This is a genomic window from Bacillus sp. ISL-41, assembly GCF_018613235.1.
Classification (GTDB): Bacteria; Bacillota; Bacilli; order Bacillales; family Cytobacillaceae; genus Mesobacillus.
This window is the reverse complement of sequence record NZ_JAGGQP010000023.1, coordinates 184,596-208,232: the sequence shown is the minus strand read 5'-3', so window position 1 is coordinate 208,232 and position 23,637 is coordinate 184,596. Positions and strand designations below refer to the sequence as shown.

Sequence of the window (23,637 nt, the reverse complement as noted above, 5' to 3'; positions counted from 1 at the left end):
ATCCTCCAATAAAACAAGAATGTTTTTACTATCCCTCTAAAATGCTGTTTGTGAGTTTTTGGATGGAGAAGTTCCCCATTTCCAAGCTTCAACCCGTCTCCTGGTCGCTCCTTAATTGTGTATAAATTTGCTGATAGGCTGACGCCTCATTGACCATGCCTTTCTGTTGATACATTTTACTCAGCTGCCTGACCGGACCTGGGTCAGCCGGGTTGAGCTCCATTTCCCAGTAGAAACATTCGATTGCTTGATCATATTGATTGAAATCTGCGTAAAATTGCCCCAAATCCATCATTCTGTCAGGATTCTCCGTAAGAGCGGCCATTTCATTGATTTTGCGGATGGTGAGTGACTGTGGGAAGCTTTTCTGGATAGGCTTCAACTTTTCACAGACTGCTTTCAAGTCATGGCCCTCCATTAGCTTTGCTGCGAGCTGCAGGATTCTTTGTTCCGATTGCCTCGGTTCATGTTCCTGAGCAACCTGCTGATGGAGCAGCAGAAACTCATCCAGGTGAGAAGCAACAAATTCAGCATCAACCTGCTTCCATATTTCATTAAGGAGCAGATGATACTCCGCTGGCAGTTCCTCTATAAAAGGGAATAAATAATTGGCCGCTTTCTCATACTGCCCGTCTTTCATTAATCCTTCAATAAAAGTTCGAGCTGCCGGTACCCATTTATATGGATTTATATCTGCACAGGATAAGACTAGAATCCAGTTTTCAAGGGGGATGTACTTCAAGGCCAGCTCTGTTTGGCTCTTAACGGACTCAGAAGTAAGATTTCTTTTGTCATCCATCCAAACCAGCAGCCATTCTGCATACCGTTCTTCGTTTTTTAATATCTTTTCAAGCATTTGAGTATGTTCGTCGCTTTTTCGATTCATAAAGCAATGGAACTCTACAAATAAGGGGTCTTTCTTTTGGATTGCTGGCAGAGATGAAGAACTGTAGAAACTGGAATATGAGCTGTATTCCCGGGAATGGAGGAGTTCACTGAGTTTCCCCAGGGAGGGAGTTAAGTCGGACAAAAGATGGATCGATTGATAGGCCCTTAAAAAACTGCCGTTCCTTCTGTAGTCGAAGAAGATATTTTCGATGGGTTTGCTGAGCTGTTCTGGCGGGAAAAATGAGTCGAGTGATGCGGCAATACATGGTATTTCAAGGAGAGAATAATGGCGCTGGAGATGATGGAAGAGCTTGTTTTTAGCAGGTATGGTTAAAGCTGTCGCGGGAATGAGTACAGGCAGGAGCGGGTGCTTTTCATCTAAGACGATCCCTTGATTCAGCACTTTATCAATAAAAGAACCTTTTTGAACCTTTTCGAGCTGCTCACCATAGATAAGGGCATTTTTGTAGAAAATCAGATAGTACTTTTCGTTTACTACAGTTTGGACCTCGGCGACCATGAATCTGGCGAAGATCGCTGTCCGTACAACTTCTCCATTAACCATAACTCTATTAGATTTGAACGATATTTTTGTCGGCATTGTTAGTTCATTTTTCATGAAACATTGAGCCTCCTAATGAATCGTATATTTATTTCTATAGTTTCATTATACGTTACCCTTATAAAAAAAGCGACGACACTCCTTGAGGACATAGGGACGTTCTGCTGTCTCATGATTTGGAGTCTTCCCAATTTTTTCTGATTAAAAAAGAGAGCACAGGGTACGTCCCCATGCTCCCAAATGGCAAAAAAATTAATCTCCTTGCCTGAATAAGTTTATTAAGCTCTTTTTCTCAAAGAAAAAAACAATGCTAACAATCCTGCAACCAAAGCAGCGATGGAAAGGAAAAGCGGTACGCTGCTTGTTGCTGATTTTGCTTCTACGTCATTTTCAAGGTCTCCAGCAGCACTGTGATCATTGGTTGAATCAGCTGTTGTTCCTCCATGTCCATGGCCATCTCCATCTGCAGGATTCACAACTGTATAAGAAGCTGGCTTGTCTGCATCAGGTGCACCAACCCATTCGACTACACTTCCATCGCTGTAGGTTTGGTAGGCTTTCCAAACGAGTTCTGTCGCTTCGTCGCCAACTTTTCCCTGGATGTTGAATTGAACGAATTCGGATTCTGTTAATCCTTTTCCTTCCGTTGTCCACGTAGCACTTGTAATTTTTCCAGTGTCATCTTTTTGGACTGTATATGTCCAGCCTGGTTTCGCTTCAAAGCGGGTGACATTCACTTCTTCAGGGAATTTCACTTCCACTTTCGTTGTTAGAGCATCTTGACTTTCTGAAGGAACTCGTACAGTGAATACTTCATAACTTCCTTGTGAAGTTTCCTGCGGCTGAACGGTTACATGCGCGCTTGCCATACCGGCAAAAAGAGTGATCGCGCCAATCATTGATATGGTTAAGGTTAAAAGTTTTTTCATGTAAAAATCTCCTCATTTTTAATAAACAATGAAATCCTTATGATATACCTTCTCATTGTCCTCAGAATCTAGTATTCGAAGCTCCACAGTCCAGTTCCCTTCAATTGGCAGATACGAACCATTAACCTTGAATTGAACAGTATCTGATTGTTGTATTTCGGAAAAAGGAACTGAGATCGGCTCGATTTCAAGGTTGTCTCTATAAATCAAGAATAGCTCAACCCGTTTAATCTCTACGTCTTCTTTAAGCGAGTTTACAGTCACTTTGAAATGATTGTAGCCTGGTGTCTTCGGTGAGATCGATGTTGTGAATTCAATGGACTGATCTTCTTTTTCCCATTCCAAAGGTTCATTTTCCGGGAGTGGGTTCATATAAGTCATCACACCGACAATCCCCAAAATGATCAGCATCAAACTGAAGTCGAATTTCACCAGCCTGCTGATAGAGTCTTCTTTTTTCTTTTTCAACTTATGCCGTAAAATCGCACCAATCCCGAATACAAGTATGACTAAGGCAACTTTCGTTATAAGCAGCTTTCCCCATAGTGAATGGAGCAGGTAATCGAGTTCTGGCACAAAGATTACCGTGTAAGTTGACCCTGTTAACAACAGCATGACCATGCTGATTAAGGCAGATTGCGAAAAGAAGGAAAGGAATTGTCTAATATGTTCCTTCTGCTTTTTCCAGTAAGTTAGAATGTATAACAGGCCACCAGCCCAAACGGCGGCTGAAAGTAAATGGATGAAAGCCAGTTCAAGTGACATGGAGCGGATTTCCGATTCAAATGCTGCAGCATGCCCGTTAAAAGTCTTGGCCGACAGAATCAAAAATACCCACACTAAATCAATCCATTTATAACGAAGTAAGACGAAAAACCCTAATAAAGATAAAAGCACAGAAGCGACCAATGATATACCTACTGTTGTCCCTGTTAAAATAGATACCACTTCAGTCAGGGTCCGGCGGTCAAGTAATTCTAAGAGTTGGAGTATTCCCACTCCTACCGTTGTGATGAACAGCGCAGTTTGTAATTGAAAGGTCCTCCGTCTGAAGGTTGGCTTCATCTCTTCTTTTAAAGAATAGATGGTCCCCCACAGAATCCAGCCAGTTGTCAGGATCAATGCCATATAAAACAGTATCCTCACCAATGACTTGATAGCATATACACCAGCTGAGCTCTTTTGCGTTTCTAAAACTTGCTGGTTAATATCCCTTTGGAAGACCGTTTCTTCCCCTACAGAAATGACATAGGAACTCCTGATCGGGTGGCCATCCGCTGAAATAACATTATAGGATATGACATAATTCCCGTCAGGCAAGTCAGGCAAAGGCTGCCTTATGGTGGTTTGATCTTTGCTCATCTCCGGCTTCGCATTGACGATTCTTTCCCCATTTTCATTAAAAACCTTAATCGAATAGAGTTCGTCTTCAAGTCTTTCATCGAATGTCAGAACGACCGCTTTCGGGGATTCTGTTAATTCACTGTCTGGGGGAGGCTCAGCCATCTTCAGCGTCGCATGTGCAAAGACATCTTGCGGAATCATTAAGCTAAATATAAGGGCAAATAGAATTAAAAAATGACTAATGGCCGTACGCTTGCTAAGTATAAATATCACCTGCCTCTTTCTAAACTCACATACCCAATAGTGTATCACTTGATACTATACACTATCAATACACGGTTTATGGTAGAAATGTGGAGACCGGGATAGGAGGGTCGGTATGCCGTTCCATGATTTTCGTATTTTAACAGATTAATCCCCCCTATTTCCCAAGGCAAAAAAGCATAGGGTTCAACACCCCTATGCTTCCTCAACTTTTATTTTCCTTTTCTTTTCATCGTTCAGACGACATAGAAATCATTTTTTTGTTTATTGAGCTAGATAACTTTTCAATCCACCTTGTACACACCTTGTAGGCAGCCTGGAAAATAGGACTCTGGATAAATGTATAAATAAAGGTGAAAATAAAAACCGGCCCGCCCAGTATTAGGGCAACCACCAGCACAATACTCTCAACAATTATTCGCACTTTGCTGATTGAATAGCCGACCTTAGCTGAAATCGCAAGCATGAATCCATCTCTTGGCCCCGATCCGATTCGAGCAGCATTATACATCCCTCCTCCAATACCCATGATTACAATACCAAGCAGCAACACCAAAACATCAAACACGAGCATGGAAGCCTGGGGCAAAACATCCAGCCAGAGAAAAAAGTCAACCATTGGGCCAACCATCAGCGCATTAATAAAGGTACCAATATTAACATAAGTACGATCAATCAAAAGTGTTACAAGAACTAACATGATACCGAAGATCACGTTCCATGTTCCGATGGTTAAACCAAACTTATCATAAAATGCAATATTCAATACATCCCAGGGGTGGACCCCTAAGTACTTGACCTTGATTGCCACAGCTATACCATAACTAAAAAGGATAAGACCGACTATAAAAAAGGGAACTTGTATTTTAAGGTTCATTTTATCACTTCATTTCGTTGAACTTAGTCTTAACACCACGGAATCAGCTATTCCTTTTCAGTTCTTCAATAATCATCAAGGTACATAACATAATAGTAGCACTAAGAAATATGATGGCAAAGATCAATCCGGCCATAGCTGAGTTGAAGACTCCGCTGCTAACTGTTCCATCTCCACCTCCAAGACTTCCACCCATGAACATCGTAAAAACCAAACCTATAATTAAAACTAAAGCAGAATAAAGATATTTTTTCATAAAAATCCACCCTTTAAAACCTATGTAATTCAGTAATTAATTGTAACATAATTTTCCATTCAATCTTGCTTTAAAAAAAGGGCTGCCATCATGTAGAGGCAACCCAATTCCCTAGATTAATAGAAAGTTAGAATTGTCCAGAAGACTAAAGTTCATCCTCATGCTCCGCAACTCGATTCAGGAAATCCTTCACTGCCAACCCTGCCTGATCCGGAAGCTGCATCCAGACATAGGCATGCCTGGAGCCTTCAATTTTGATGATTTCAGATGAATTTACAAGCTTTGAAAAAGCATCCAGGCTTCTCCTGATTTTTTCATCTGCACATTCCTCTTCACTTGGCATAAAAAGGACCGGACATTTTATTTCTTTATAGTAATCTTGGAATTGAAGGTCCCAATACTTTTCAATGTACTCGATCCTGACGTGATTCCGGTAATGACTGGTTATGGTGCCGTCATCCTGCTCTTCTGCTGTGCTTTTCAGGTAGCTCAGGAAATGTTCATTCAGGATCCCCATCCGTTCAATAGGTTCCTTTGCTTCAGTAAGAAAATCATTGAGGGAAGGATGTTCAGGCATTCTTCGCTCCGACAACTTCTTCCTCTGTCTCTCTTTTTCAGCGGTAATCTCCTCAGCTGTCCCATCGAACAGCCCATATTCGCCAAACTCATTGTATAGAGCACCTTCACAAACAATCGACTTCACCATATCAGGATGGGACGCAGCCAAACTCAACCCAATCTCTGCTCCCATCGAACTGCCTACAATATGACAGCTCTGGACATCAAGAGCTTGGAGCAGCAAGTATACATCATGGGCAAAATCAACAATATGATAACCCGTCAGCGGCTTATCCGATTTTCCATGCCCCCTGAGATCAGGAGCAATAATCCGGTAATCCTCACTAAACCTCGGCAAAATGCCATCCCACATATTCAAAGTCCCTCCACTAAAATGAAGAAACAAGATCACGGGTTTATTTGAAGTCGAATACTTTACATTCAATTCTATTGAATTCGGTAATTGGATTTTACTTTCTGTCAGCATATACGAGACTCCTCCCTATCATTTATCGAACAGCCCTCATTCGCTTCGATAATAAGCCAATAAGAATACCCTATGTATCTCGAGCTCTTTCATTTTTCATGTACGCTTTTTTGTACGGATTATACTAATTCCTAGTACTGCAGCTGGAAAAAGGGCCAGGATAGAACCTATAAAAAACTGATAAGACTCTTTAACACTATCTGGATCGCTGAAGAATGTATCTCTTATGACATTGAGAGCTATAAATATGAACGCAATTATAACTACGGCTACAATGGTTCCGGTCACATATGCCTTGTAACTATTCATTCTCCGTAATTTTTGGGAAGAGATGAATAGAGACGCAGTCATAAACAAAACAGCACTTGCAAGATAAAAGACTAAGGTGAACTGTGAGTAGTTTCCTTCCTCGATAATCAGCCCTTCCCTGACTCCAATTGTATACATACCCGTTGATGTCAAAAAGAGCTGAAAACTTATTACTAGCAGGCAAAAGAAGAAATGTACTCCCCCATTAACCCATGTTATGTACTTTTTTGAAAGAATTAATCCATAGCCAAAAAGCGCAATCGAACAGATCAATAGAATGATAAAACTTATATTTAACCAGCTTGGAAGGACAGAGATGGACTGTAGATTAATTAGAGAAATAAACAGACTGATTATGAAAAATGCAACAGTTACAAATCTGAATTTTTTTTGCATCTCTTCTTGAGTTATATGTCCTGACCTGGTTTTCACCGTCTTCATCGCAAGCTCCTTTCTGTCTGAATTTTTAACAGAGGCAAACATTCCTAGCTAACGCTTTTTTCACTTTTTGCGAGACACGAGTGCTGTCGCCTTTTTTGCCTTTATCTTGTTGCTGATGACATGTTTTAGAATATCGTATACTTCGACCTCATCTTTTTTAGTCATTGCATAGTAGGTTGGAATATAGACTTTTTCTCCTGTGAAAGTAAGGATCATATAAGCCGGTGTATGTATCCACAAAAATCCTACAGGAAAGCTGCTTGTCATTGATACCTTCTGCACTTCATGAAGGCTGAATTGCCTGTTCTTAACTTTAATTATGTAATCATCGTAGCTTGCTATCGTCTTATCCCTAAAAAGAAGGATAATGTACAATATGAAATACCTGCCAAAGTAAGGAATCCCAACGATCCCTGCAAGAATAAAATATATCCTTTTGGAAATGGCTTCATCCTCTTTCAGTCCCGCTAAGATTAAAAGAATGCCTAAGAGGACAAAGCCTCCAGTCAATATAATCCGGTTAAGTATAGTCCACCTTTTATATGTAAGACACTTCATAAATCACCTTTCGTTCCCCTTACTATCTCAAAAACAAATCCTTTACAATAATTCACCAAGCTCTACTTTATATAGAAACTGAAGCTGCTTTTCCAGAACCCTATTTGGAATTAGCGGGAATAGTGCATCACGAAGAGCGACAGAAACGCGCTCATTCAACTGGGCCACCATTCCAATCTGGTTCGACATTCTCGTAATTTGCCTGGTCCTGTCGGTTCGCTCCTGTTCATATCCTTCCAACGCATCTTTAATGGTGGAATTCCGTTTCAAATGGCTAGCCAGGATGACTGCGTCTTCAATAGATTGCCCGGCACCTTGCCCCAAGTTGGGTGTCATGGCATGAGCCGCGTCCCCGAGTAAAACAATGCGTTCGAATGCGAAGCGGCGGATTGGCTTTAGATCATAAATATCATGATGGAGCAATTGGGAATGGGAGGTTTGCGCCAGTATTTGAGGAATCGGATCATGATAGCCTTCAAAAATCTTCATCAAGTCCCGGGTAGTAAAGGCTTTTAATTGGGAATCGCGGGCTTTAGCATTCACGCATGCGAACCAATAGATCCGGTTTTCCGGCAAGGGAACCACTCCAAAGCGCCCGCTGCGTCCCCAAGTTTCTATAAATAAATTCGGGTCATAATCACGCAAATCTGGTCCTGCCTTCACAACCGCCCTCCAGCAAGTGTATCCTGCATATCGTGGTTTTGCGTTCGGCAGCAGAGTTTCGCGGATGGTGGAGTATACACCGTCCGCGCCAATCAGCAAATCCCCTTCCTCCGTTGAACCATCTTCAAACCACACTTTCACCCCGGAGTCATTTTGTTCAAAACGATTACAAGTCTTTCCTGTGTGGACAATTTGCTCCGGACCTAAGGCGCTCATGAGCAACTCCAGGAGCTTTCCGCGCTCAATCGTCACATTGTCAGGTCCATACTTTTGGCTAATGACGGCTGTGTCCGTCCGCTGCAGGATTTTCCCTGCAGGTGTAAGGATGCGAAGCTCATCCAACACCTTACCTTCCTTAAGCACTGAATCGCCTGCACCAAGCTGCTGCAATGCTTGAACAGCATTCGCTCCAATTCCAAGCCCGGCACCTGCGAAACGCACCTCCGGCTTGCTTTCAAACACCTTCACATCCATCCCGATTTTGCGCAGGGCAATGGCTGTGCTCAGCCCCCCGATACCAGCACCAATAATAATTGCTTTCATCGTCTCACCGCTTTCCAATACATGTGTTCCAGCCATTTTAATTGTTATAAATAAAAAGACGGCCTTCCGGAAATCTTCCACCATGGATATATCGTAATTGAAATTTTTCATAAGGACTTACTCTACAGTTAATATGATTTTTTATTATTGCCTCCAGACTCCCAATCCATCTTCATCGCTTAATAATATTCGGGTTTTCCCCCATACAACTGTATGTCCTTAAACACTATTAATCTCGCGAGATGCAATAGGACTTTCGGAAGCAGAAGGACGGAGCTTTTTCTTCTAAAAGTCACTCACGAAAAGAAGCATAAAACCCCCTTGTTCCCTTTCCATTCAGCTTTCTTTATCTCCCATGTACTTTTCCCAACTTAACTTTAATTCAGGTGTCGCATGAGGAACTACATATTCCTTTATAACCTGGTTCACCTTTTCTTCACCAACGAGGTTATAAGTAGGAAATTTGATTTTGCTTTTGTTTGAGGTTTGGACAACAAGATACTTTAAACTGGTGCCGCCCCATTTGATCTCTGTAATTTCATTAATTGGAATGCTGCCTTTACGACCTTTTAACAATCCAGACTCAACCGTTAGTAATGTCTTACCTGAAAGGATTACACTTATGAGCTTGAGTAAGATGGAGCCTGTAAATATCAATCCAATCATTCCGATGATAATACCTAAAAAACCTCTTACGAAACCCGAACCAGGCACTACAACAAACAGAACAAAGGCGGAAAGCATAGTACCAAATAACGCAGATGACACCAGGCAACCGGCACCTGGATTCGTGTAGACGATCTCAACCTTTCCTTCTGAAAATTTTATATTATGTTCTTCCTGCATAACTTGATCTTTATTGTTCATTATCATTGTTTCCTTTTCTGAAGCAGAGGGACGGACCTTTTGCTCCCAAAGATCAAGGTCCCCTTGCTATCTTTAATGTCTCTGAAGGTAACGACTGGAGTTATTCTTCAGGCTTACTCATTTGATTAGTAACCATTAAAAATAAAATGGCCAGCACATGCAATCCGGCTAGAATCCCTTATATCAGTGCGTCAACAGGCATGACATATAAGCTGACAGCAATTAACAAGATTGTTTCGAACCCAAATAAGATAACCACCAGACCAATCCGCTTTGCCATTAATTTCTCATTACTCACCTGTCTTTCGCATAACCTGCTAAAAAAGAAACACTGCCCCTTCTCCAGATGAACAGACCAAGCAAGATAAAGAAACTTCCCAAAAGACCACCATAAGCCATCTTGGCAACCAAACTCCTTCGTGCAATTGTTAATATTAGGATAACATGATACTAATGTCGATTTATAGATAATCACAAATAATTTAAAAAGCTCCATTGCTTCATTGTTCATATCTAATCCTGATCGCTAAAGCTCCACACGCTTCTCCTGTTCTGGAGAATAAATGTCCATATGGATCTCCTTCACTCTCCAACCTTCACAATGGCAAATGGCTAGTTCCTCAAGGTCGTTTGAAACCCATTCATTTCCGCGTCCGAATGAGACACTGGATCCATTCTGTGTTTAATAGAATTTACTATTCAATCATTTAGTTATTCCTCCATTAGCATCTTTCCCTTATAATTAAAATATGGAAAAATATGAGAGGAATTACTGTTAGTAAAAGAAAGGGGTTTTTTATGAGCTGGTTTAAAGAAAGGGAAGCATATTCGGAACACATGGCGTACCGTGACTTAAATCCTAATCGTTATGTTGAGAAATATGGAACAAATAAGCATTCTGACCATAGTAAAGTTTTATCTAATGATCTATCTATCAACCAGAATCTTGTGGACAAGTTAATATATAAAATAATGAGTTTATTACCAAATAGAACACTAGCATTCTCACATAACTTAACTATTATTCTAGACTCCAAATGGAGTGAGCATAAAGATAATGACAGTTCAGTAATTGGGTGTTCGTTACTGTTCAGTCTTATTCAAAATGGGCTTTTGTTACGAAGGGGCCGTATCATTTTATCTAATTGGGGAAATAGAGGTGAGCCTGCTTCTGTATATGAAGATGCTTTTTCCCGGTTTATCATTGTTGAGTTGTTAAAACCAAAATCCACTTCTAATTATAATGGAATAAACCAATATGGTTTCCATAAGTATCTAAATGCAAAATATGCTAAGCTAATGCCTGAATTTAAAATGCTTGGTGTCCAAAAAGAGTTAAAAGGAGAAATTTTAAAAACACTTGAAACAGTCTTTGGATTAACAGTCAAAGACCAATCCATATTGTTGAAAGTGGTAAATATACATGAAGGAACTGACGATGAATTACTGGAATTTTTACTACAACTTATAATTATTGGATTAGTAAAAGAAGTATACCGATGCAGGTTGCCAGAAATACAATTAATTAATTCCAGTGACTAACTCAAAGAATACTAAGAATATCACTTAAAAAACCGACGGTCCTACTGTTCAAGTAACAATGCTACTATAACACTAGAACCGTCCTCCGATCGATTTTGTAGTTTTGGATTGCCTAATCACTTAATTCCTTGTTTTAGTATTTCTTTAGCTTCTGAGGATATTAGTGAACTATTATATAATTTCACAATTGCTTCCATCATATCAATTTCATCAAATGCTGGCGCATTATTGACAGTGATTCCATTCTTTGTGTATCTCATTAAGAGTTGGATCTCATTTTTAGGTACTCCATTTATAACTGGAGTACACTTATCAAACACGATATCATATGCCTCATCAACATTGTGCGAAATACGACCATGGCGCTTGTATTTTGTTTGGGGTCTATTCAATTTGGCTTCCTCCTTTTATGATAGTAAAAAGATTCCTTCTAGTCTGTATACAATACCTCGGACTCTTAAATACCGGAGCCTACCCTGTTCAAGTACATCTTGGCTATTTGCCCCTGGCCAATGACTCTCCATTGGATGTCTTCATTTTCAGCCTTCAATAACTCTAGTCTACTTTCAAATTCTTTCTCAAACTCCTCCGTCAAGTCTCCGATTATGAAGAGGTAGGCAATTGAGGAACCAGAGTTTCTTATGCACCTTTCCAAATCATCTATGGGTCTTTTTGTTTTTACGGCCCCCATATAATTTTTGCATTGCACTGGAATATCTTCATGTAAAATTGACCCATCGATAGGATCCAGAATCCTCATCGTTAGATCCCATCCTTGACCTGAGTCTCCCTGCTTCTTGACTTCCAACCCAGGAGTCGAACGGATGAGGTCCGCAACAAATTTCTCAAAATACGCACTCGGCCATTTCGTCGAAATCCGTTTATATGTTTGCATAATAACATCTTCTTCAAGTACCTTTGACTCGTATTCTGCGGTATGCTTAATCTCATTAGCCTGCAAAAATTCAGCATTCCTTTGCATTGATTTTTCCAAGATCCAATTCAGTTCTTCTTTGGCAAGGTCATCATAAATCTCATAGTAATGTCCTCGTTTGGAAAGGTGGTGCCTCAGTGACTGTGAAACGGCCTGGGATTCCACGTTTATAAATGCCTCTGTTAAAAGCTTACACTCTATATAATGGTTAAAATCACTCTCTTGAGGATCTGTCGAATGATACTCACCTGTCACTTCGGCGATGAGGAATTTCCGCAATGGTCTACTTAACTGAATGATCAGTCTGTCGCCCTTCGTCAGCCTGTTGATTAAAAACTGTGTGTACCGCCAGACAATTTTTTCATCTGCAGTCCTGGCAGTTGAAGACTTGACCTTAATCACTCTCAAGTCAGACCCAGCACTGCTCCAGCCAAACCTCGCCCGCCCTTCCTGCAGCTCTTTAAACATCCATTCTTCCTCATCTTTTCTGATTGCCACAAATTTAAAATAACGCGACATGTTCATTCACTCCTAACCCCTAATTTTTTCATAATAACCGCAGAAATCACTACACACCCAAGCAGGATAAATCGTCTCAATCTGTATCGACCCATCCCTAAGTTCAAGAATGTTCTAAAAAGCATCCTTAATCATTATGCTGCCGCATTTTGGACAAAGCTCCGTTCGCATTAAGGCTCCCCCTGATAAATAAAAGCTTATAAAAAAATTGAAACTCGGCTCTTGACTTAATCACCCAATTCAGAATTAAGTTCCATGAATATCGGCATATGATCGCTCAAATTAATCCATTTTTCATATGTTCCAATTTCGAGAGTTCTTATCTGCTTAAGGAGTGTTTCTGATGCAAAAATAAAGTCAATGTGAAATGGACTAGATTTATTCTTCCTAAAATAATGTGTTGGCTGCATTTCAAGACCATGTTCTTCATTAAGCAAATGATGATGGGCGCTTCTAATATTCACTTTCTCCAGAAGGTCCACTACATCTGAGTGGGTTCCTACCCGTTTAATATGATCAAATATTTTATTACTGTTCCAATCACCTGCAATGATACAAGGCTCATTAAGTAAGGATTTATAATACTTTAAAGCTAGAAATATTTGCCCTATATAACTATCAAACTTGCTCTTTGTAAGCTGAGACCAAACTGCAAACAGCAGGAAGCTTTGCTTTCCAGTTACTATTAAAGGAATAATATAGCGGAAATCCTTATTATAGGATGGATGTAACTTTATACTAAAGGCTTCGTTTAAAATGAATATTCCAATGCCCTTATTCAGATTGTCACCAAACCAGAGAAATTGATGAATATCCTTGTGATGATTTTTCCCGCTCCATTTTTCCGGAGCCTCACATTCCGGTATGACTAAAATATCTGCATTGAACGGGAATATACTATCAATTTTATCTCTGAATCGCATAGAAGCATTCCAGGTAACGAACTTCATATTTATATTCCCACTTTCAATTTTTCCCCGAGCATCCACAATCCCTTATCGCAATCTCTCCATTCTTTATCCACATCAGCAACCAACCCGTTAAAGAATGAAATGTATTCTTCATAGTGCCGCCACGACGTGGGTTTAGTATGTTTTAGTACGACTTCTCCCTTATTCCATTTATAAGTACGCCAAACTTTAATATCTAGAATCGGAAAATCTGCTGGCTGCCATATATGAATATAGAAAGCAGGCAATACAATAGAGGTTCCTGTAATTGAATCTACTTCATCCTTAAACTGTTCATATGTAATTTCTTGATTTCGAAACTTCAATCCCATTTCCAGCAAATCTTCAACTAATGATTTCTCAATAGCTAATCTATTTTGAGTTGTAGTACCTGATACATAATAAGTATTTCCTTCGACAACTACGACTTCACTTGTTGGTTGCTGTTTAGATGATACCTTTCCCAGTTTCCAGTACATCAGATACCTAACCGCATCCCTCAGTTCTTGGGTTACTTCCTTTTCACGGCTAACGACACCCAGGAAATGATTATAAAACTCATGTGAATATTTCTTTTCATTAAAAAATGATGCTGCTTGAGTCAGTTCATCCTTCGTAAAGCGATATTCCCATCGATAATTCTTATTCATTCCGTTATACGAAAGTACCGTCCATTTCATTTTCCCATCAATATAGTGTCCAGATAACTCAGTTAATCGATCTTTTGCCCATACTTGTTGCTCAAGCGTCAGCCACGAGTCATCTTCTATGTATTCGTATTCTGCTTCATGGATAAAAGCTAAATAGTATTGAGTAGTTGCTGATGGTGTGGCATCTATATAGTTCTTTATTTTTACTACATCCTCTTCGAAAAACTTCATAGTACTGCATGATTTATACTTCAATTCAATAATTGCCAGAACATTTTCGATGTCATCTTTCAAATGATCATTGTTACCTGGATCATCATTCAATTTTACAATGGCAAGATCCGCTTTAAATCCACCATGGTGAAATTCCGTATAAATCCTTAGATTATGCTGATCAAATAAACTAGCCAATTCATTGCGCAAATGATAATAGAGAGCATTTTTTAAAGTATCTTCTTTTAATAGATAAAAGGACTTATAGTCTTTTGAAATTTTATCTACCCAAATATTTTTGAGAGCCCAATCAATTGTTTTTTGTATTTGCTTCAGATCCATAGTAATCACCCCTCAACAATCAACTCAGTTCGTAGGTAATCATCAAGCACATGCCAGGAATTATAGAACTCAGATTTAAGTCCTTCTTTCTGATGCACCACCCTACTTTTCTTCTCGAAAAAGTCTTTAATATCCAAACAAGCAAAACAATCATCTTTAAAGTTATAACCCACAACAATGTCGATTTTCTTTACTCCAGCAGCATGTTCTTCCGCTTTCTCAAAGGCATCGATTTTGTATACCTGATAAGGAATTGTAGAGTTGTTATAGGCAGAATCATATTGCAGATGCCGGACTAAAATTCTCGCTGAACGCCCATTTTCAGCAGCAGCCATTAAATGATAAGAAGAATTGCCTTGGGATGACCGGGACACTGTGTATCCCTCTTGCATTAGTAAATCTGAAACCTTCCTGATAGCATTGTCCTGATTGTATGTAGCCGAATTTTGCTTCGACTTTGCTCTCGGCAATTCTAAAATATTCAGGTCCATTCCTATTGTTAAGTATTCCAAGCCATATTTCCTTTCCATTCCTTTTGAAATGATGGCAGCAACCCTTCTAGCCAATTTAATTTCATCCAAAGTTGCAAATTTATATTTCAGCCAGCCATTAGCATCACTTTCATCTATTAGATTATGAACCAATGAAAAAACTTTCATTTCTCTCAAAAAAGTCGAATCCAGTCTTAGCTCCACATACTTGAGGTTCAACTTGCTAGCTGGAGTAATAGGATACTTTACTCCCCCATATTGAATCGAACCAACTTGTTTGTTTTCTGAACTTAGTATTTCAGGCATGCGTAACTGCACGGTCTCACAGCTAGTTGGCGGTAGATAAACATCCAAGTTAATTTGCTTAAAAATAAATGCTAATTTCAAAAATAAGCTTTGGATTGATTCAGATTCATATACCTCATAAGACATAGACCACCACTCCAAAAATTAGTTATTTTTTCCATTATATCAAATTAAAACTTAAATAAAGAAGGTATTAGAACGAAAGTATAAGAGAGGATACTTAACAGCAAGGAGAGAGAATTCATGTTATTGTTTTTGAATTTCTTAAAGAAGCAGAAGAAAGAGGCACCTCCTGCAAAAGCGAAAACTGCCGCTCCAAAACAGGTTGCCGTAAGAAAAGGGGAAATTGGAGAATACAAAATTGATATACAGCTTGACCAGCTGCCAAAGGATTGCCGATACTTGAGTGACCTTCTCATCAAGAACCCAAAAGCAAAGTCAGGTTATTCCCAAGTCGACCATGTGGTGCTGACACCATACGGCATCTTTGTGATTGAAACGAAAAACTATCAAGGAACGATATACGGCGGGAAAGACAGAAAAACATGGTCAGTCAATGGAAAGTTCAAAATGATGAATCCTTTTGTACAAAACTATGGACATATTAAAGCACTAGCTTCCTTGGTTGATCAAAAGTACCAGAACTTCTTCATATCAATTGTCTCTTTTACCAAGCGCTCCACTTTTAAAGTCGATCTGGATTACCGGAAAATACAGTCCAACGAACTCATCGTTTACGATATCGAGCTATCAGAATTCATTCACCGGAAAGTTTCCGTATTAAAAATCCAACACAAAGAACCTCTCTTAAGTGAGGGGGAGATTTCAGAGATTCACGATGTTTTTTCGAATGAAAATATAAAAGACCCTGCAATAAGACGAGAACACGAACAGGCATTGAAGGCAAGTGACTCAAACACAACCACTCAAGCGGCTTGTTCAATCTGTAATAAACCTGTGTCAGATAAAGTTAAAGCATACTGTTTATCAAGCCATAATTTCAATGGGAAGATTTATTGTTATGAGCATCAGAAGAGTGTTCAATAAGTTTTTTTGGTTTGGATAAAATCCCCACCCTTAATGGCCTCTGGACAATAGATATTGTCATTGAGTTTATGAGGGTGCTATTTTACTTGTTATTTGCTATGTCTATTTTCAATTAGTTCCAAGAACTTATAGCATTTTTCGTGTTTCTAAATAAAAAAAGAACCCAATAAAGGTTCTCCTTCTAGCCATTATTAGAGCAGGCTTCACTTCTTCGGATCGCCTTCAGAAGAACAGTTGACGGTTCCAATGTCCTATAAAACTAGGCAATAGAACCGTCCGAACCGTCCCTGAGTCTCCTATGTTTCTGTTGGGGGCACCCTGACCACTTTGTTTCGCTATTTATCTTTAGCTATCACCTCAGTAATATAAGCAGCAACATTATTGATTTGCTCCTCGGTTAAAATGTCTTCAAATGCCGGCATCGTCGTTCCGCCCTTTTTCACACGGTCAATGACTTTTTGAGTATCACTTGTTATATCACTTAATTTAAGGTTAGGTCCATTATGCCCGTCTTCGCCACCTTTACCATGACAGGCTAAACAATTTCCTTCATATATCTTTTCACCTTCATCTGCATTAGCAACCACTTCTTGGTTACTTTCTTCATCTGAATCCGTATCGTTCCCAGCTGCAACTTCCCCTGATGCAATATCTCCTTCAAGAGCAAAGGTCCATAAGGAGTCTCCATGTTTTGAACCTGCTAATGAGTTACCTGCAACAAGTACGGATATATATTGTACACCATCCACTTCATAGGTAACAGGAGGTGCATTAACTCCTGCATCTGTTTGAAATTCCCAAACCTGATTACCCGTTTTAGCATCGAAAGCGATGAGTCTTCCATCATTATGCCCAACAAAAACTAATCCACCTTTAGTGGTTAAGACTCCACTGTAAGCCATAGCATCCCATACCTGCTGCCAAACGATTTTATTCGTTTTGACATCTAGTGCGGTAATCGTCCCTCTCACGGGTGCTTCATTTACCGGAGCTATAATACTCCCAATATACATTTCACCTTCTTCATATTCCTCTTCACTTCTAGTGAAATTCATATACATATCAGTTCCGAGGACATAAAACAATTCAGTCTCCGGGTTATAGGCAGATGGTGGCCAATTAGCCCCTCCAAATGCAGATGGTTTTAACAGCAGAGCTTCATCCCAAAATGGGTCAAATATCTTTCCATATGTTCCTCCATACTCAGGCAGATCCTTTTCTACATCCTCTTTGGTTACAATTTGAGGAACAAAGGAATCCCCGACAGGAATCGGCTGAGTAGGAGAGGTCGCTTGTCTTTCATCTTGTGGCACAGGAGTTTCATTAATACCGATCAACGGCTCCCCGTTTGTGCGGTCTAAGAAATAGACCCAACCGGTTTTACCTGCTTGACCAAGAGCCTTTCTTTCCTTTCCATCAATGTTTACATCAAAAAGAACGACCGGGTTTGGTGCGTCCAAATCCCAAATGTCATGATGCACTTCTTGGAAATGCCATTTATAAGCGCCTGTTTCTGCATCAATAGCTACTATGGAGGCAGCGAATAAATTATCTCCTTTTCTTGTACTTCCATCTAAATCAGGTGCTGCGTTTCCTGTTGAAAAATAAAGGGTTCCCAATTCAGGATCGACCGCTGGAGTTTGCCAGACTGGCGCCCCTCCTCGTTTCCAGGAATCATTATCACTTGGCCATGAATCATGTCCAATTTCACCAGGTCCTGGAATCGTATAAAACCTCCAAAGCTCTTTTCCAGTCTTAGCGTCAAAAGCAGTAAGTCTTCCACGAATACCATATTCACCGCCTGCTAAACCGGTATATACTTTGCCATTATAATAAAGCGGAGCACTTGTGATGGTGTACCCTTTTTTCCAATCTTCAACCCTTGTCTCCCAAACGATCTCGCCCGTTTTCTGATCGAGTGCTACTAATCTTGCATCTAATAACCCTACATAAACGAGCCCATCTCCAATCCCAACACCTCGACTCGTCCATCCACAACAGACCGTTTCCAATGGCGGAAGGTCGGGCTTGTAGGTCCAAAGAACCTCTCCCGTTTTTACATCTAGTGCTGAAACTTCATGGGCACCTGTATTGACATACATAACACCGTTATAGACAATCGGACTGGACTCACCAGAGTATTTAAATTCCAGACCAGAACCTAGATGGGTTACCCATTTTCCTTTTAAGTTTGCCACGTTAGATGTATTGATTTCGTCTAGTGTAGAGTATCGTTGATTATATACACTCCCGCCATTTGCGAACCAGTTTTCATGTGGCACTGCTGTCAAATCTGCTCCAGTAAAGGCTGGTGCGATTGGATTTAAAATTTCAGGTTTGGAATCGGTTTCATTTTCAGAATTTTCAGTCCCAGGCACATCTCCTGATACATCAACTGCTTTATTTTCGATTCGAATGGTCATAAACACCAAAAATACTAAAGTAATGATTAAAAATGCACCTACAATAAATGGCTTATTCTTCCCCATGCTATTCACCCTCTCCCTTGGAAAATTTTTATATTTCGAACCTCAAAAGGCTATCTTAATCATATAATTTTTTGTATAATTTGAATATTCCCAATTATCTATGTGACTTTTCCCTCAAAAGGAGATGATAAAATGGTCCCACCCTATACCTTTATGGGCCAACTGATGAAATTAGAGGATATAATCAGTCATGAAGAAAAATTGTATAAAATTCTAGAAATATACATGTCAACCTATCCCGTTCTGAATTCGTATCTGTTTCGATTTTCTCCCTTAGGCTATCTTGGAGAAGGAATAATCATGCTGAATCAAAATGGTATTGTATACATTAACGAAATTAGGGACGATATACGGACCCTGCCGATTATTTACTCCTCTATCCTCGAAAGAAAAGCAAAATATTGCACTGGCTTGGAATACTTGAAGCAAACTAGCAGTAAGTACATCGTAACTTCCAGTGTTAACTCCATGGTGGTTTTTCCAATTTGTTATAGTTCAACCGTCATTGGTTATATTTGTACAAATGAATTTACGAAAGATGCTGTAATAGATGAAGAAATTCTTTCATCCCTCACCCAATTCGGAAGACTAGCAGGAAAATATATGGAAAAAACGAATCGAAAAGAGGACAGTCAAGTATTAAGTAAAAGAGAATTAGAGGTGATGAGAAAAATATCTTGGGGAGAGAGCACAAAGGAAATGGCAGAACTAATGGATATTAGCGAATTAACCGTCAAACAATATGTAAAATCAGCAATGAAAAAGCTTGGTGCTCATAATCGTTCTCATGCCGTGGGAGAACTTTTACGAAGGGGAATTATATCGTAGTTTAATTCATAGGTAGTAACGAATGAAGCAGAGGGACGAACCTTTTACTTCCAAAATCAATCACGAAAAGGGAGCAAAAGGTCCGTCCCCTTGCTCCTCTCGATTTGAAAATAAAAATTTTTTCCATGATTAAAATAGAGTCGAATTTTAAGTTCACTGTCGGCAAAATCGGTGAAAACCGAGTTTGCCGACAGTATTTATTTATACTGTTCCCTCCTACTCCACTCTCCTAGCCGCCTGCTGAATAGGATCCCAAACCCCATTATACGGGGGAGCATACGCCAAATCTAAATCAAGCAGCTCCTCGGTCGTCATCGAATGAAATATGGCCGTCGCCAGGACATCAATTCGTTTATCGACTCCATTTCCCCCAATAATTTGCCCGCCAAGAACCTTATGTGTCTCTTTATGATAGACAAGTTTCAGTTTCATTTTTTTATCATCGGGATAATAACCGGCGATATCATTTGCTGTGATGGTTACAGAGCCACAGGGGATGTTCAGCCTGTTTGCCTCTGTTTCTGATAGCCCTGTTCTCCCGAGGGTTAAATCGAAAAACTTAATAATGGAAGTGCCAACAATTCCTTTAAAAGTCTTATGTACATCAACCATGTTCAATCCAGCGATTTGTCCTTGCTTATTGGCATGGGTTCCCAATGGGACATGATCATCCTTTTCTTTTACCCGGTGATATTGTGTGGCACAATCCCCTGCCGCGTAGATATCCTCCACACTGGTTTGCATATAGGCATTTACCTGGATTGCACCATTGCCAATTGTTTTGATTCCTGTTCCTTCTAAAAAGTACGTATTGGGCTTCACACCTACAGCGATCAGCACCAAATCTGTTTCATACTCTCCTTTATCGGTTTTCACGGACTCCACATGGTCACTTCCGCCGAATGCTTCGACAGATTCACCCATTTTCAACACAATATTCTGCTTTACTGCTTCATCATGTATCAGTTCGGCCATGTCTGTATCAAAAATCTTGGCTAGTTGCTCATTTCTTTCAATGATGGTGACCTTCTTGCCGAGCTCTGCAAAGCTTTCGGCCATTTCAAGCCCAATGTATCCGCCGCCAATCACCGTCACATTATTTATATCTTTATCCAGATAATCCATGATCGCTTTTGCATCCGGGATGGTCTTTAATGAGAAAATACCTGGAAGTGTCACACCCTCCCACTTCGGAACGACCGAACTTACACCAGTCGCAATCAGAAGGCGGTCATACGGCAGGCTGAACATTTCACCATTACTATGGTTTATCCCACTTACCATTTTATTTTCTACATCTACCTTCTGGGCTTCATGAAATACACGTGCATCAATACCATACTTTTCTTTAAAAGTAGACGGAGTGCGAGCGACTAACCTATCTGTGGACTCAATCTTCCCACTGATCACATAAGGCAGGCCACATTGACCGTATGAATACACGCCTCCCTTTTCCAATACAGTGATCTCATTTCTAGAGCTGTTTCGCACCATCTGCATCGCAGCACTCATACCTGCCGCATCTCCACCAATAATAAGTATCTTCATCTTCATCCCTCCACTCCTTGTGTATCCATTTATTATTGAGTTTTAAACATTTATATCTATATATGAGTAACTTTAGAAAAATGCTGATTAAGACCCTATTTATCTTTCGCGAAAATTCTCGCTTCAATGTAACGGATTGGAGTTCTTGGATCCCTGACACCCAGAGACGGTTCCATTATCTCAAAGCGTTATAGCAGACATTTAAAACCGCTCCCTTGTCCCTGCCTCACTTTATATTTACAGGAGGGCATTGCGGCCTGGTACGCTAAGCTAGCCGTATGAATGTTAGGTTTCAATCTGGGGGAATGATTACAATCTATTCGCTAAAATACAGGTGTTTTTTATCATTCTTAAAGATTTCCTCATAAAAGAAAACCCCCTTGTACTACAACTTGACCTGAAAGCATAACCATTTATTAGTTGGTTATTCCGGAGGGATTTACATGATGTACAAGACACATATTACTTCCTCTTTAGCTATGGGATCAGTTGTAGCACTTATAAGCGGATATCCTTTTTTATTTTCATACGCTGCCGGGATCACCCTTGGTAGTTTACTCCCTGATATTGATGAACCAAAATCATATATTGGAAAACGGTCTTTTGGATTAAGTATTATTATTAAAAAAAAATTTGGGCATCGTGGTGCTATACATAGCTTGTTAGCGTGGAGCATTCTGACCATTATTATTTATTGTTCATCGGCTATCGGTGTGCCCAAAAGTTTTGCTTTAGGAATTTCCTTAGGTTACTTATTCCATCTAATGGGTGACTATTTTTCGGTGAGTAGCATTCCTCTACTTTATCCCTATCATTCTCAACACAAAAAGAGGAGATTTTCATATATAACTGGTGGACGTTTAGAGAACATCATTTATATATTAACCTACTCATTATTCTTGATAATTTTTTTCACGACCCAATTATATATTACTTTTATTAACTCAACAGTACAGACAATTATAGAGTTTATTAAATTCATTTACTCCTTAAATTAAAACGGAGAGGGGAGATTTCTTTGGGGAAATACATTCATGAAATACAACTAAACGGTTTTAACTTACCTTCTTCTCCGGCTACTTTAAAATCGTGTGAATCTCTCATAAAAAAAGAAAGAAATATCGATGAACAAGTTTTTCAGGAATTTCCTCTTAATGTACTTGAGCTTGCTTCTGGACCTTATCTTTGGATTGAAGGTAGTGAGGTACTGATTAAGAATTTTAGTGATATCGATAATGAAAAGTTGGATATTCCGGAGGCTTTAGTTAATATAGAAATCGAAAATTTCAATGATAATAACCAATTATCCATAGTTTTTAAGAATGATCAAGATTTATTTGCAGAGGGTATATACCGTTTCACTTATGAGTACCTAGATACCTTGTTTAATATGGGTAAATTCTCTAGTTTCTGTATAGAAAATGGGCATTTTGATACTTTGTTATATAACATTAGGCGCCTATGTTCGGTTTATCCAGATAAGAGTCTTCAGTACAGACTAATAAAAGACAACAACCAATGGTACATTAGAGGAACTACTTCTTTGAGGTATGTTAATTATGATAACCACCTTGCACTCTATTTAACATTATACACACTTCATCTACATGCCATTGAAACACATCAATGGTTTACTTTAGAGAAGGCGTATTTGAGTGATTCTGAAATTGTAGTGATGTTTGATCAAGTACGGCCAGTAAATATTATTGGAATTGGCAAGTTATACTTTGGAGTAATATTAATTAATAATGAAATCAAAGAAAAAACATTTTCTATTGAACTTCGGTTTCGTATACAAGATGATGAGGGAGACGAGTTCGGAGCAATTCCAGATGGATCAGAACCTATATTAACTATCAGACACGATAGTTCAATCAATGGTGTAAAGGAAAAATTATTGAATCTAAAGAGCTTAGATCCATTTCAAAACAGGGTTAAAAATCTTGTTATGGCAATTGCTGAAACACCATATCTAACTGAGGATAGGATATATTCGATTTTCAAAAAGATAGCTCGCTCTAGAGAGAAATTCTCTAAGGAAACCAAAAAATCTCTAAAGACACTTCAACAAGAAAAAATTATTGATAATTCCTTACATATTATCAAAGCCTTTAACCGTATTAGTGAGCTAATGACAGATGTTGAAGAGCGAATTCATTTAGAGAGAATCTTCTATGAAGTTTGCTTGGATATTCAGAAAAACAAAAAATGAAACCAAAGTGATGCGAAAAA

The 23,637-nt window shown here is 39.4% G+C and carries 22 protein-coding genes; 5 read left to right on the top strand and 17 right to left on the bottom strand.

Annotated features, from left to right (window positions below; all coding sequences use genetic code 11):
- Positions 1-88 precede the first annotated feature (88 nt).
- The 10 genes from J7I80_RS11735 to J7I80_RS11690 all read right to left on the bottom strand — a co-directional run bounded on the left by J7I80_RS11735 (position 89) and on the right by J7I80_RS11690 (position 9,546).
- A complete protein-coding gene (locus J7I80_RS11735; RefSeq protein ID WP_214738544.1) occupies positions 89-1,507 on the bottom strand; it encodes a tetratricopeptide repeat protein in 1,419 nt (472 codons plus the stop codon).
- Between the two features lie 221 nt (positions 1,508-1,728).
- A complete protein-coding gene (locus J7I80_RS11730) occupies positions 1,729-2,379 on the bottom strand; it encodes a YcnI family copper-binding membrane protein (protein ID WP_214738543.1) in 651 nt (216 codons plus the stop codon).
- 18 nt (positions 2,380-2,397) lie between these two features.
- A complete protein-coding gene (locus J7I80_RS11725; protein ID WP_285289137.1) occupies positions 2,398-3,924 on the bottom strand; it encodes a copper resistance CopC/CopD family protein in 1,527 nt (508 codons plus the stop codon).
- 292 nt (positions 3,925-4,216) lie between these two features.
- A complete protein-coding gene (locus J7I80_RS11720) occupies positions 4,217-4,864 on the bottom strand; it encodes a YczE/YyaS/YitT family protein (protein WP_214738541.1) in 648 nt (215 codons plus the stop codon).
- Between the two features lie 43 nt (positions 4,865-4,907).
- Positions 4,908-5,120: a hypothetical protein gene (locus J7I80_RS11715; protein WP_214738540.1), complete on the bottom strand. Its 213-nt coding sequence runs from the start codon at positions 5,118-5,120 to the stop codon at positions 4,908-4,910.
- A gap of 145 nt (positions 5,121-5,265) precedes the next feature.
- Positions 5,266-6,165, bottom strand: a complete 900-nt coding sequence (locus tag J7I80_RS11710) for an alpha/beta fold hydrolase (protein WP_214738539.1) — start codon at positions 6,163-6,165, stop codon at positions 5,266-5,268.
- Between the two features lie 96 nt (positions 6,166-6,261).
- Positions 6,262-6,915: a hypothetical protein gene (locus tag J7I80_RS11705; protein WP_214738538.1), complete on the bottom strand. Its 654-nt coding sequence runs from the start codon at positions 6,913-6,915 to the stop codon at positions 6,262-6,264.
- A 60-nt stretch (positions 6,916-6,975) separates the two neighbouring features.
- A complete protein-coding gene (locus tag J7I80_RS11700; RefSeq protein ID WP_214738537.1) occupies positions 6,976-7,473 on the bottom strand; it encodes a hypothetical protein in 498 nt (165 codons plus the stop codon).
- Positions 7,474-7,515: 42 nt separating this feature from the next.
- Positions 7,516-8,790, bottom strand: a complete 1,275-nt coding sequence (locus tag J7I80_RS11695) for an FAD-dependent monooxygenase (RefSeq protein WP_214738536.1) — start codon at positions 8,788-8,790, stop codon at positions 7,516-7,518.
- 225 nt (positions 8,791-9,015) lie between these two features.
- Entirely contained in the window at positions 9,016-9,546 is a 531-nt protein-coding gene (locus J7I80_RS11690; protein WP_214738535.1) for a DUF5381 family protein, read from the bottom strand.
- 798 nt (positions 9,547-10,344) lie between these two features.
- On the opposite strand from J7I80_RS11690, the gene J7I80_RS11680 reads away from it, so the two are divergent.
- Positions 10,345-11,088, top strand: a complete 744-nt coding sequence (locus J7I80_RS11680; RefSeq protein ID WP_214738534.1) for a hypothetical protein — start codon at positions 10,345-10,347, stop codon at positions 11,086-11,088.
- A 116-nt stretch (positions 11,089-11,204) separates the two neighbouring features.
- On the opposite strand, the gene J7I80_RS11675 is transcribed toward J7I80_RS11680, so the two are convergent.
- From J7I80_RS11675 to J7I80_RS11655, 5 genes are all read right to left on the bottom strand, one after another.
- Positions 11,205-11,480: a hypothetical protein gene (locus J7I80_RS11675; protein ID WP_214738533.1), complete on the bottom strand. Its 276-nt coding sequence runs from the start codon at positions 11,478-11,480 to the stop codon at positions 11,205-11,207.
- A gap of 65 nt (positions 11,481-11,545) precedes the next feature.
- The gene (locus J7I80_RS11670) at positions 11,546-12,541 is read right to left on the bottom strand and encodes a restriction endonuclease (RefSeq protein ID WP_214738532.1); all 996 of its coding nucleotides are present in this window, start codon (positions 12,539-12,541) and stop codon (positions 11,546-11,548) included.
- A 227-nt stretch (positions 12,542-12,768) separates the two neighbouring features.
- Complete coding sequence (locus J7I80_RS11665) at positions 12,769-13,491, bottom strand: endonuclease/exonuclease/phosphatase family protein (protein ID WP_214738531.1); 723 nt, start codon at positions 13,489-13,491, stop codon at positions 12,769-12,771.
- A gap of 2 nt (positions 13,492-13,493) precedes the next feature.
- On the bottom strand, positions 13,494-14,696 hold the full coding sequence (locus J7I80_RS11660; RefSeq protein WP_214738530.1) for a hypothetical protein: 1,203 nt from the start codon (positions 14,694-14,696) through the stop codon (positions 13,494-13,496).
- 5 nt (positions 14,697-14,701) lie between these two features.
- Entirely contained in the window at positions 14,702-15,619 is a 918-nt protein-coding gene (locus J7I80_RS11655) for a group I intron-associated PD-(D/E)XK endonuclease (RefSeq protein ID WP_214738529.1), read from the bottom strand.
- A gap of 117 nt (positions 15,620-15,736) precedes the next feature.
- Between J7I80_RS11655 and J7I80_RS11650 the strand changes: the two genes are divergently transcribed.
- Positions 15,737-16,540: a nuclease-related domain-containing protein gene (locus J7I80_RS11650; RefSeq protein WP_214738528.1), complete on the top strand. Its 804-nt coding sequence runs from the start codon at positions 15,737-15,739 to the stop codon at positions 16,538-16,540.
- A 335-nt stretch (positions 16,541-16,875) separates the two neighbouring features.
- On the opposite strand, the gene J7I80_RS11645 is transcribed toward J7I80_RS11650, so the two are convergent.
- Positions 16,876-19,029, bottom strand: a complete 2,154-nt coding sequence (locus J7I80_RS11645; RefSeq protein ID WP_214738527.1) for a PQQ-dependent dehydrogenase, methanol/ethanol family — start codon at positions 19,027-19,029, stop codon at positions 16,876-16,878.
- 300 nt (positions 19,030-19,329) lie between these two features.
- On the opposite strand from J7I80_RS11645, the gene J7I80_RS11640 reads away from it, so the two are divergent.
- Positions 19,330-19,857: a response regulator transcription factor gene (locus tag J7I80_RS11640; protein ID WP_251027724.1), complete on the top strand. Its 528-nt coding sequence runs from the start codon at positions 19,330-19,332 to the stop codon at positions 19,855-19,857.
- A 216-nt stretch (positions 19,858-20,073) separates the two neighbouring features.
- Here the strand turns inward: J7I80_RS11640 and J7I80_RS11635 are convergent, their stop codons facing one another.
- The gene (locus J7I80_RS11635) at positions 20,074-21,405 is read right to left on the bottom strand and encodes a CoA-disulfide reductase (RefSeq protein ID WP_214738525.1); all 1,332 of its coding nucleotides are present in this window, start codon (positions 21,403-21,405) and stop codon (positions 20,074-20,076) included.
- 443 nt (positions 21,406-21,848) lie between these two features.
- Here J7I80_RS11635 and J7I80_RS11630 point away from each other — a divergent pair, with 443 nt between their 5' ends.
- The gene (locus tag J7I80_RS11630) at positions 21,849-22,403 is read left to right on the top strand and encodes a metal-dependent hydrolase (protein WP_214738524.1); all 555 of its coding nucleotides are present in this window, start codon (positions 21,849-21,851) and stop codon (positions 22,401-22,403) included.
- A 20-nt stretch (positions 22,404-22,423) separates the two neighbouring features.
- A complete protein-coding gene (locus J7I80_RS11625; protein WP_214738523.1) occupies positions 22,424-23,617 on the top strand; it encodes a hypothetical protein in 1,194 nt (397 codons plus the stop codon).
- The last annotated feature ends 20 nt before the right edge of the window (positions 23,618-23,637 follow it).

What these genes read in the sequence shown, in the direction of transcription:
- J7I80_RS11735 (WP_214738544.1), bottom strand. Translation starts at nt 1,507, where the DNA reads ATGAAAAATGAACTAACAATGCCGACAAAAATATCGTTCAAATCTAAT.
- J7I80_RS11730 (WP_214738543.1), bottom strand. Translation starts at nt 2,379, where the DNA reads ATGAAAAAACTTTTAACCTTAACCATATCAATGATTGGCGCGATCACT.
- J7I80_RS11725 (WP_285289137.1), bottom strand. Translation starts at nt 3,924, where the DNA reads ATGATTCCGCAAGATGTCTTTGCACATGCGACGCTGAAGATGGCTGAG.
- J7I80_RS11720 (WP_214738541.1), bottom strand. Translation starts at nt 4,864, where the DNA reads ATGAACCTTAAAATACAAGTTCCCTTTTTTATAGTCGGTCTTATCCTT.
- J7I80_RS11715 (WP_214738540.1), bottom strand. Translation starts at nt 5,120, where the DNA reads ATGAAAAAATATCTTTATTCTGCTTTAGTTTTAATTATAGGTTTGGTT.
- J7I80_RS11710 (WP_214738539.1), bottom strand. Translation starts at nt 6,165, where the DNA reads ATGCTGACAGAAAGTAAAATCCAATTACCGAATTCAATAGAATTGAAT.
- J7I80_RS11705 (WP_214738538.1), bottom strand. Translation starts at nt 6,915, where the DNA reads ATGAAGACGGTGAAAACCAGGTCAGGACATATAACTCAAGAAGAGATG.
- J7I80_RS11700 (WP_214738537.1), bottom strand. Translation starts at nt 7,473, where the DNA reads ATGAAGTGTCTTACATATAAAAGGTGGACTATACTTAACCGGATTATA.
- J7I80_RS11695 (WP_214738536.1), bottom strand. Translation starts at nt 8,790, where the DNA reads ATGAAAAATTTCAATTACGATATATCCATGGTGGAAGATTTCCGGAAG.
- J7I80_RS11690 (WP_214738535.1), bottom strand. Translation starts at nt 9,546, where the DNA reads ATGAACAATAAAGATCAAGTTATGCAGGAAGAACATAATATAAAATTT.
- J7I80_RS11680 (WP_214738534.1), top strand. Translation starts at nt 10,345, where the DNA reads ATGAGCTGGTTTAAAGAAAGGGAAGCATATTCGGAACACATGGCGTAC.
- J7I80_RS11670 (WP_214738532.1), bottom strand. Translation starts at nt 12,541, where the DNA reads ATGTCGCGTTATTTTAAATTTGTGGCAATCAGAAAAGATGAGGAAGAA.
- J7I80_RS11665 (WP_214738531.1), bottom strand. Translation starts at nt 13,491, where the DNA reads ATGAAGTTCGTTACCTGGAATGCTTCTATGCGATTCAGAGATAAAATT.
- J7I80_RS11660 (WP_214738530.1), bottom strand. Translation starts at nt 14,696, where the DNA reads ATGGATCTGAAGCAAATACAAAAAACAATTGATTGGGCTCTCAAAAAT.
- J7I80_RS11655 (WP_214738529.1), bottom strand. Translation starts at nt 15,619, where the DNA reads ATGTCTTATGAGGTATATGAATCTGAATCAATCCAAAGCTTATTTTTG.
- J7I80_RS11650 (WP_214738528.1), top strand. Translation starts at nt 15,737, where the DNA reads ATGTTATTGTTTTTGAATTTCTTAAAGAAGCAGAAGAAAGAGGCACCT.
- J7I80_RS11645 (WP_214738527.1), bottom strand. Translation starts at nt 19,029, where the DNA reads ATGGGGAAGAATAAGCCATTTATTGTAGGTGCATTTTTAATCATTACT.
- J7I80_RS11640 (WP_251027724.1), top strand. Translation starts at nt 19,330, where the DNA reads ATGCTGAATCAAAATGGTATTGTATACATTAACGAAATTAGGGACGAT.
- J7I80_RS11635 (WP_214738525.1), bottom strand. Translation starts at nt 21,405, where the DNA reads ATGAAGATACTTATTATTGGTGGAGATGCGGCAGGTATGAGTGCTGCG.
- J7I80_RS11630 (WP_214738524.1), top strand. Translation starts at nt 21,849, where the DNA reads ATGATGTACAAGACACATATTACTTCCTCTTTAGCTATGGGATCAGTT.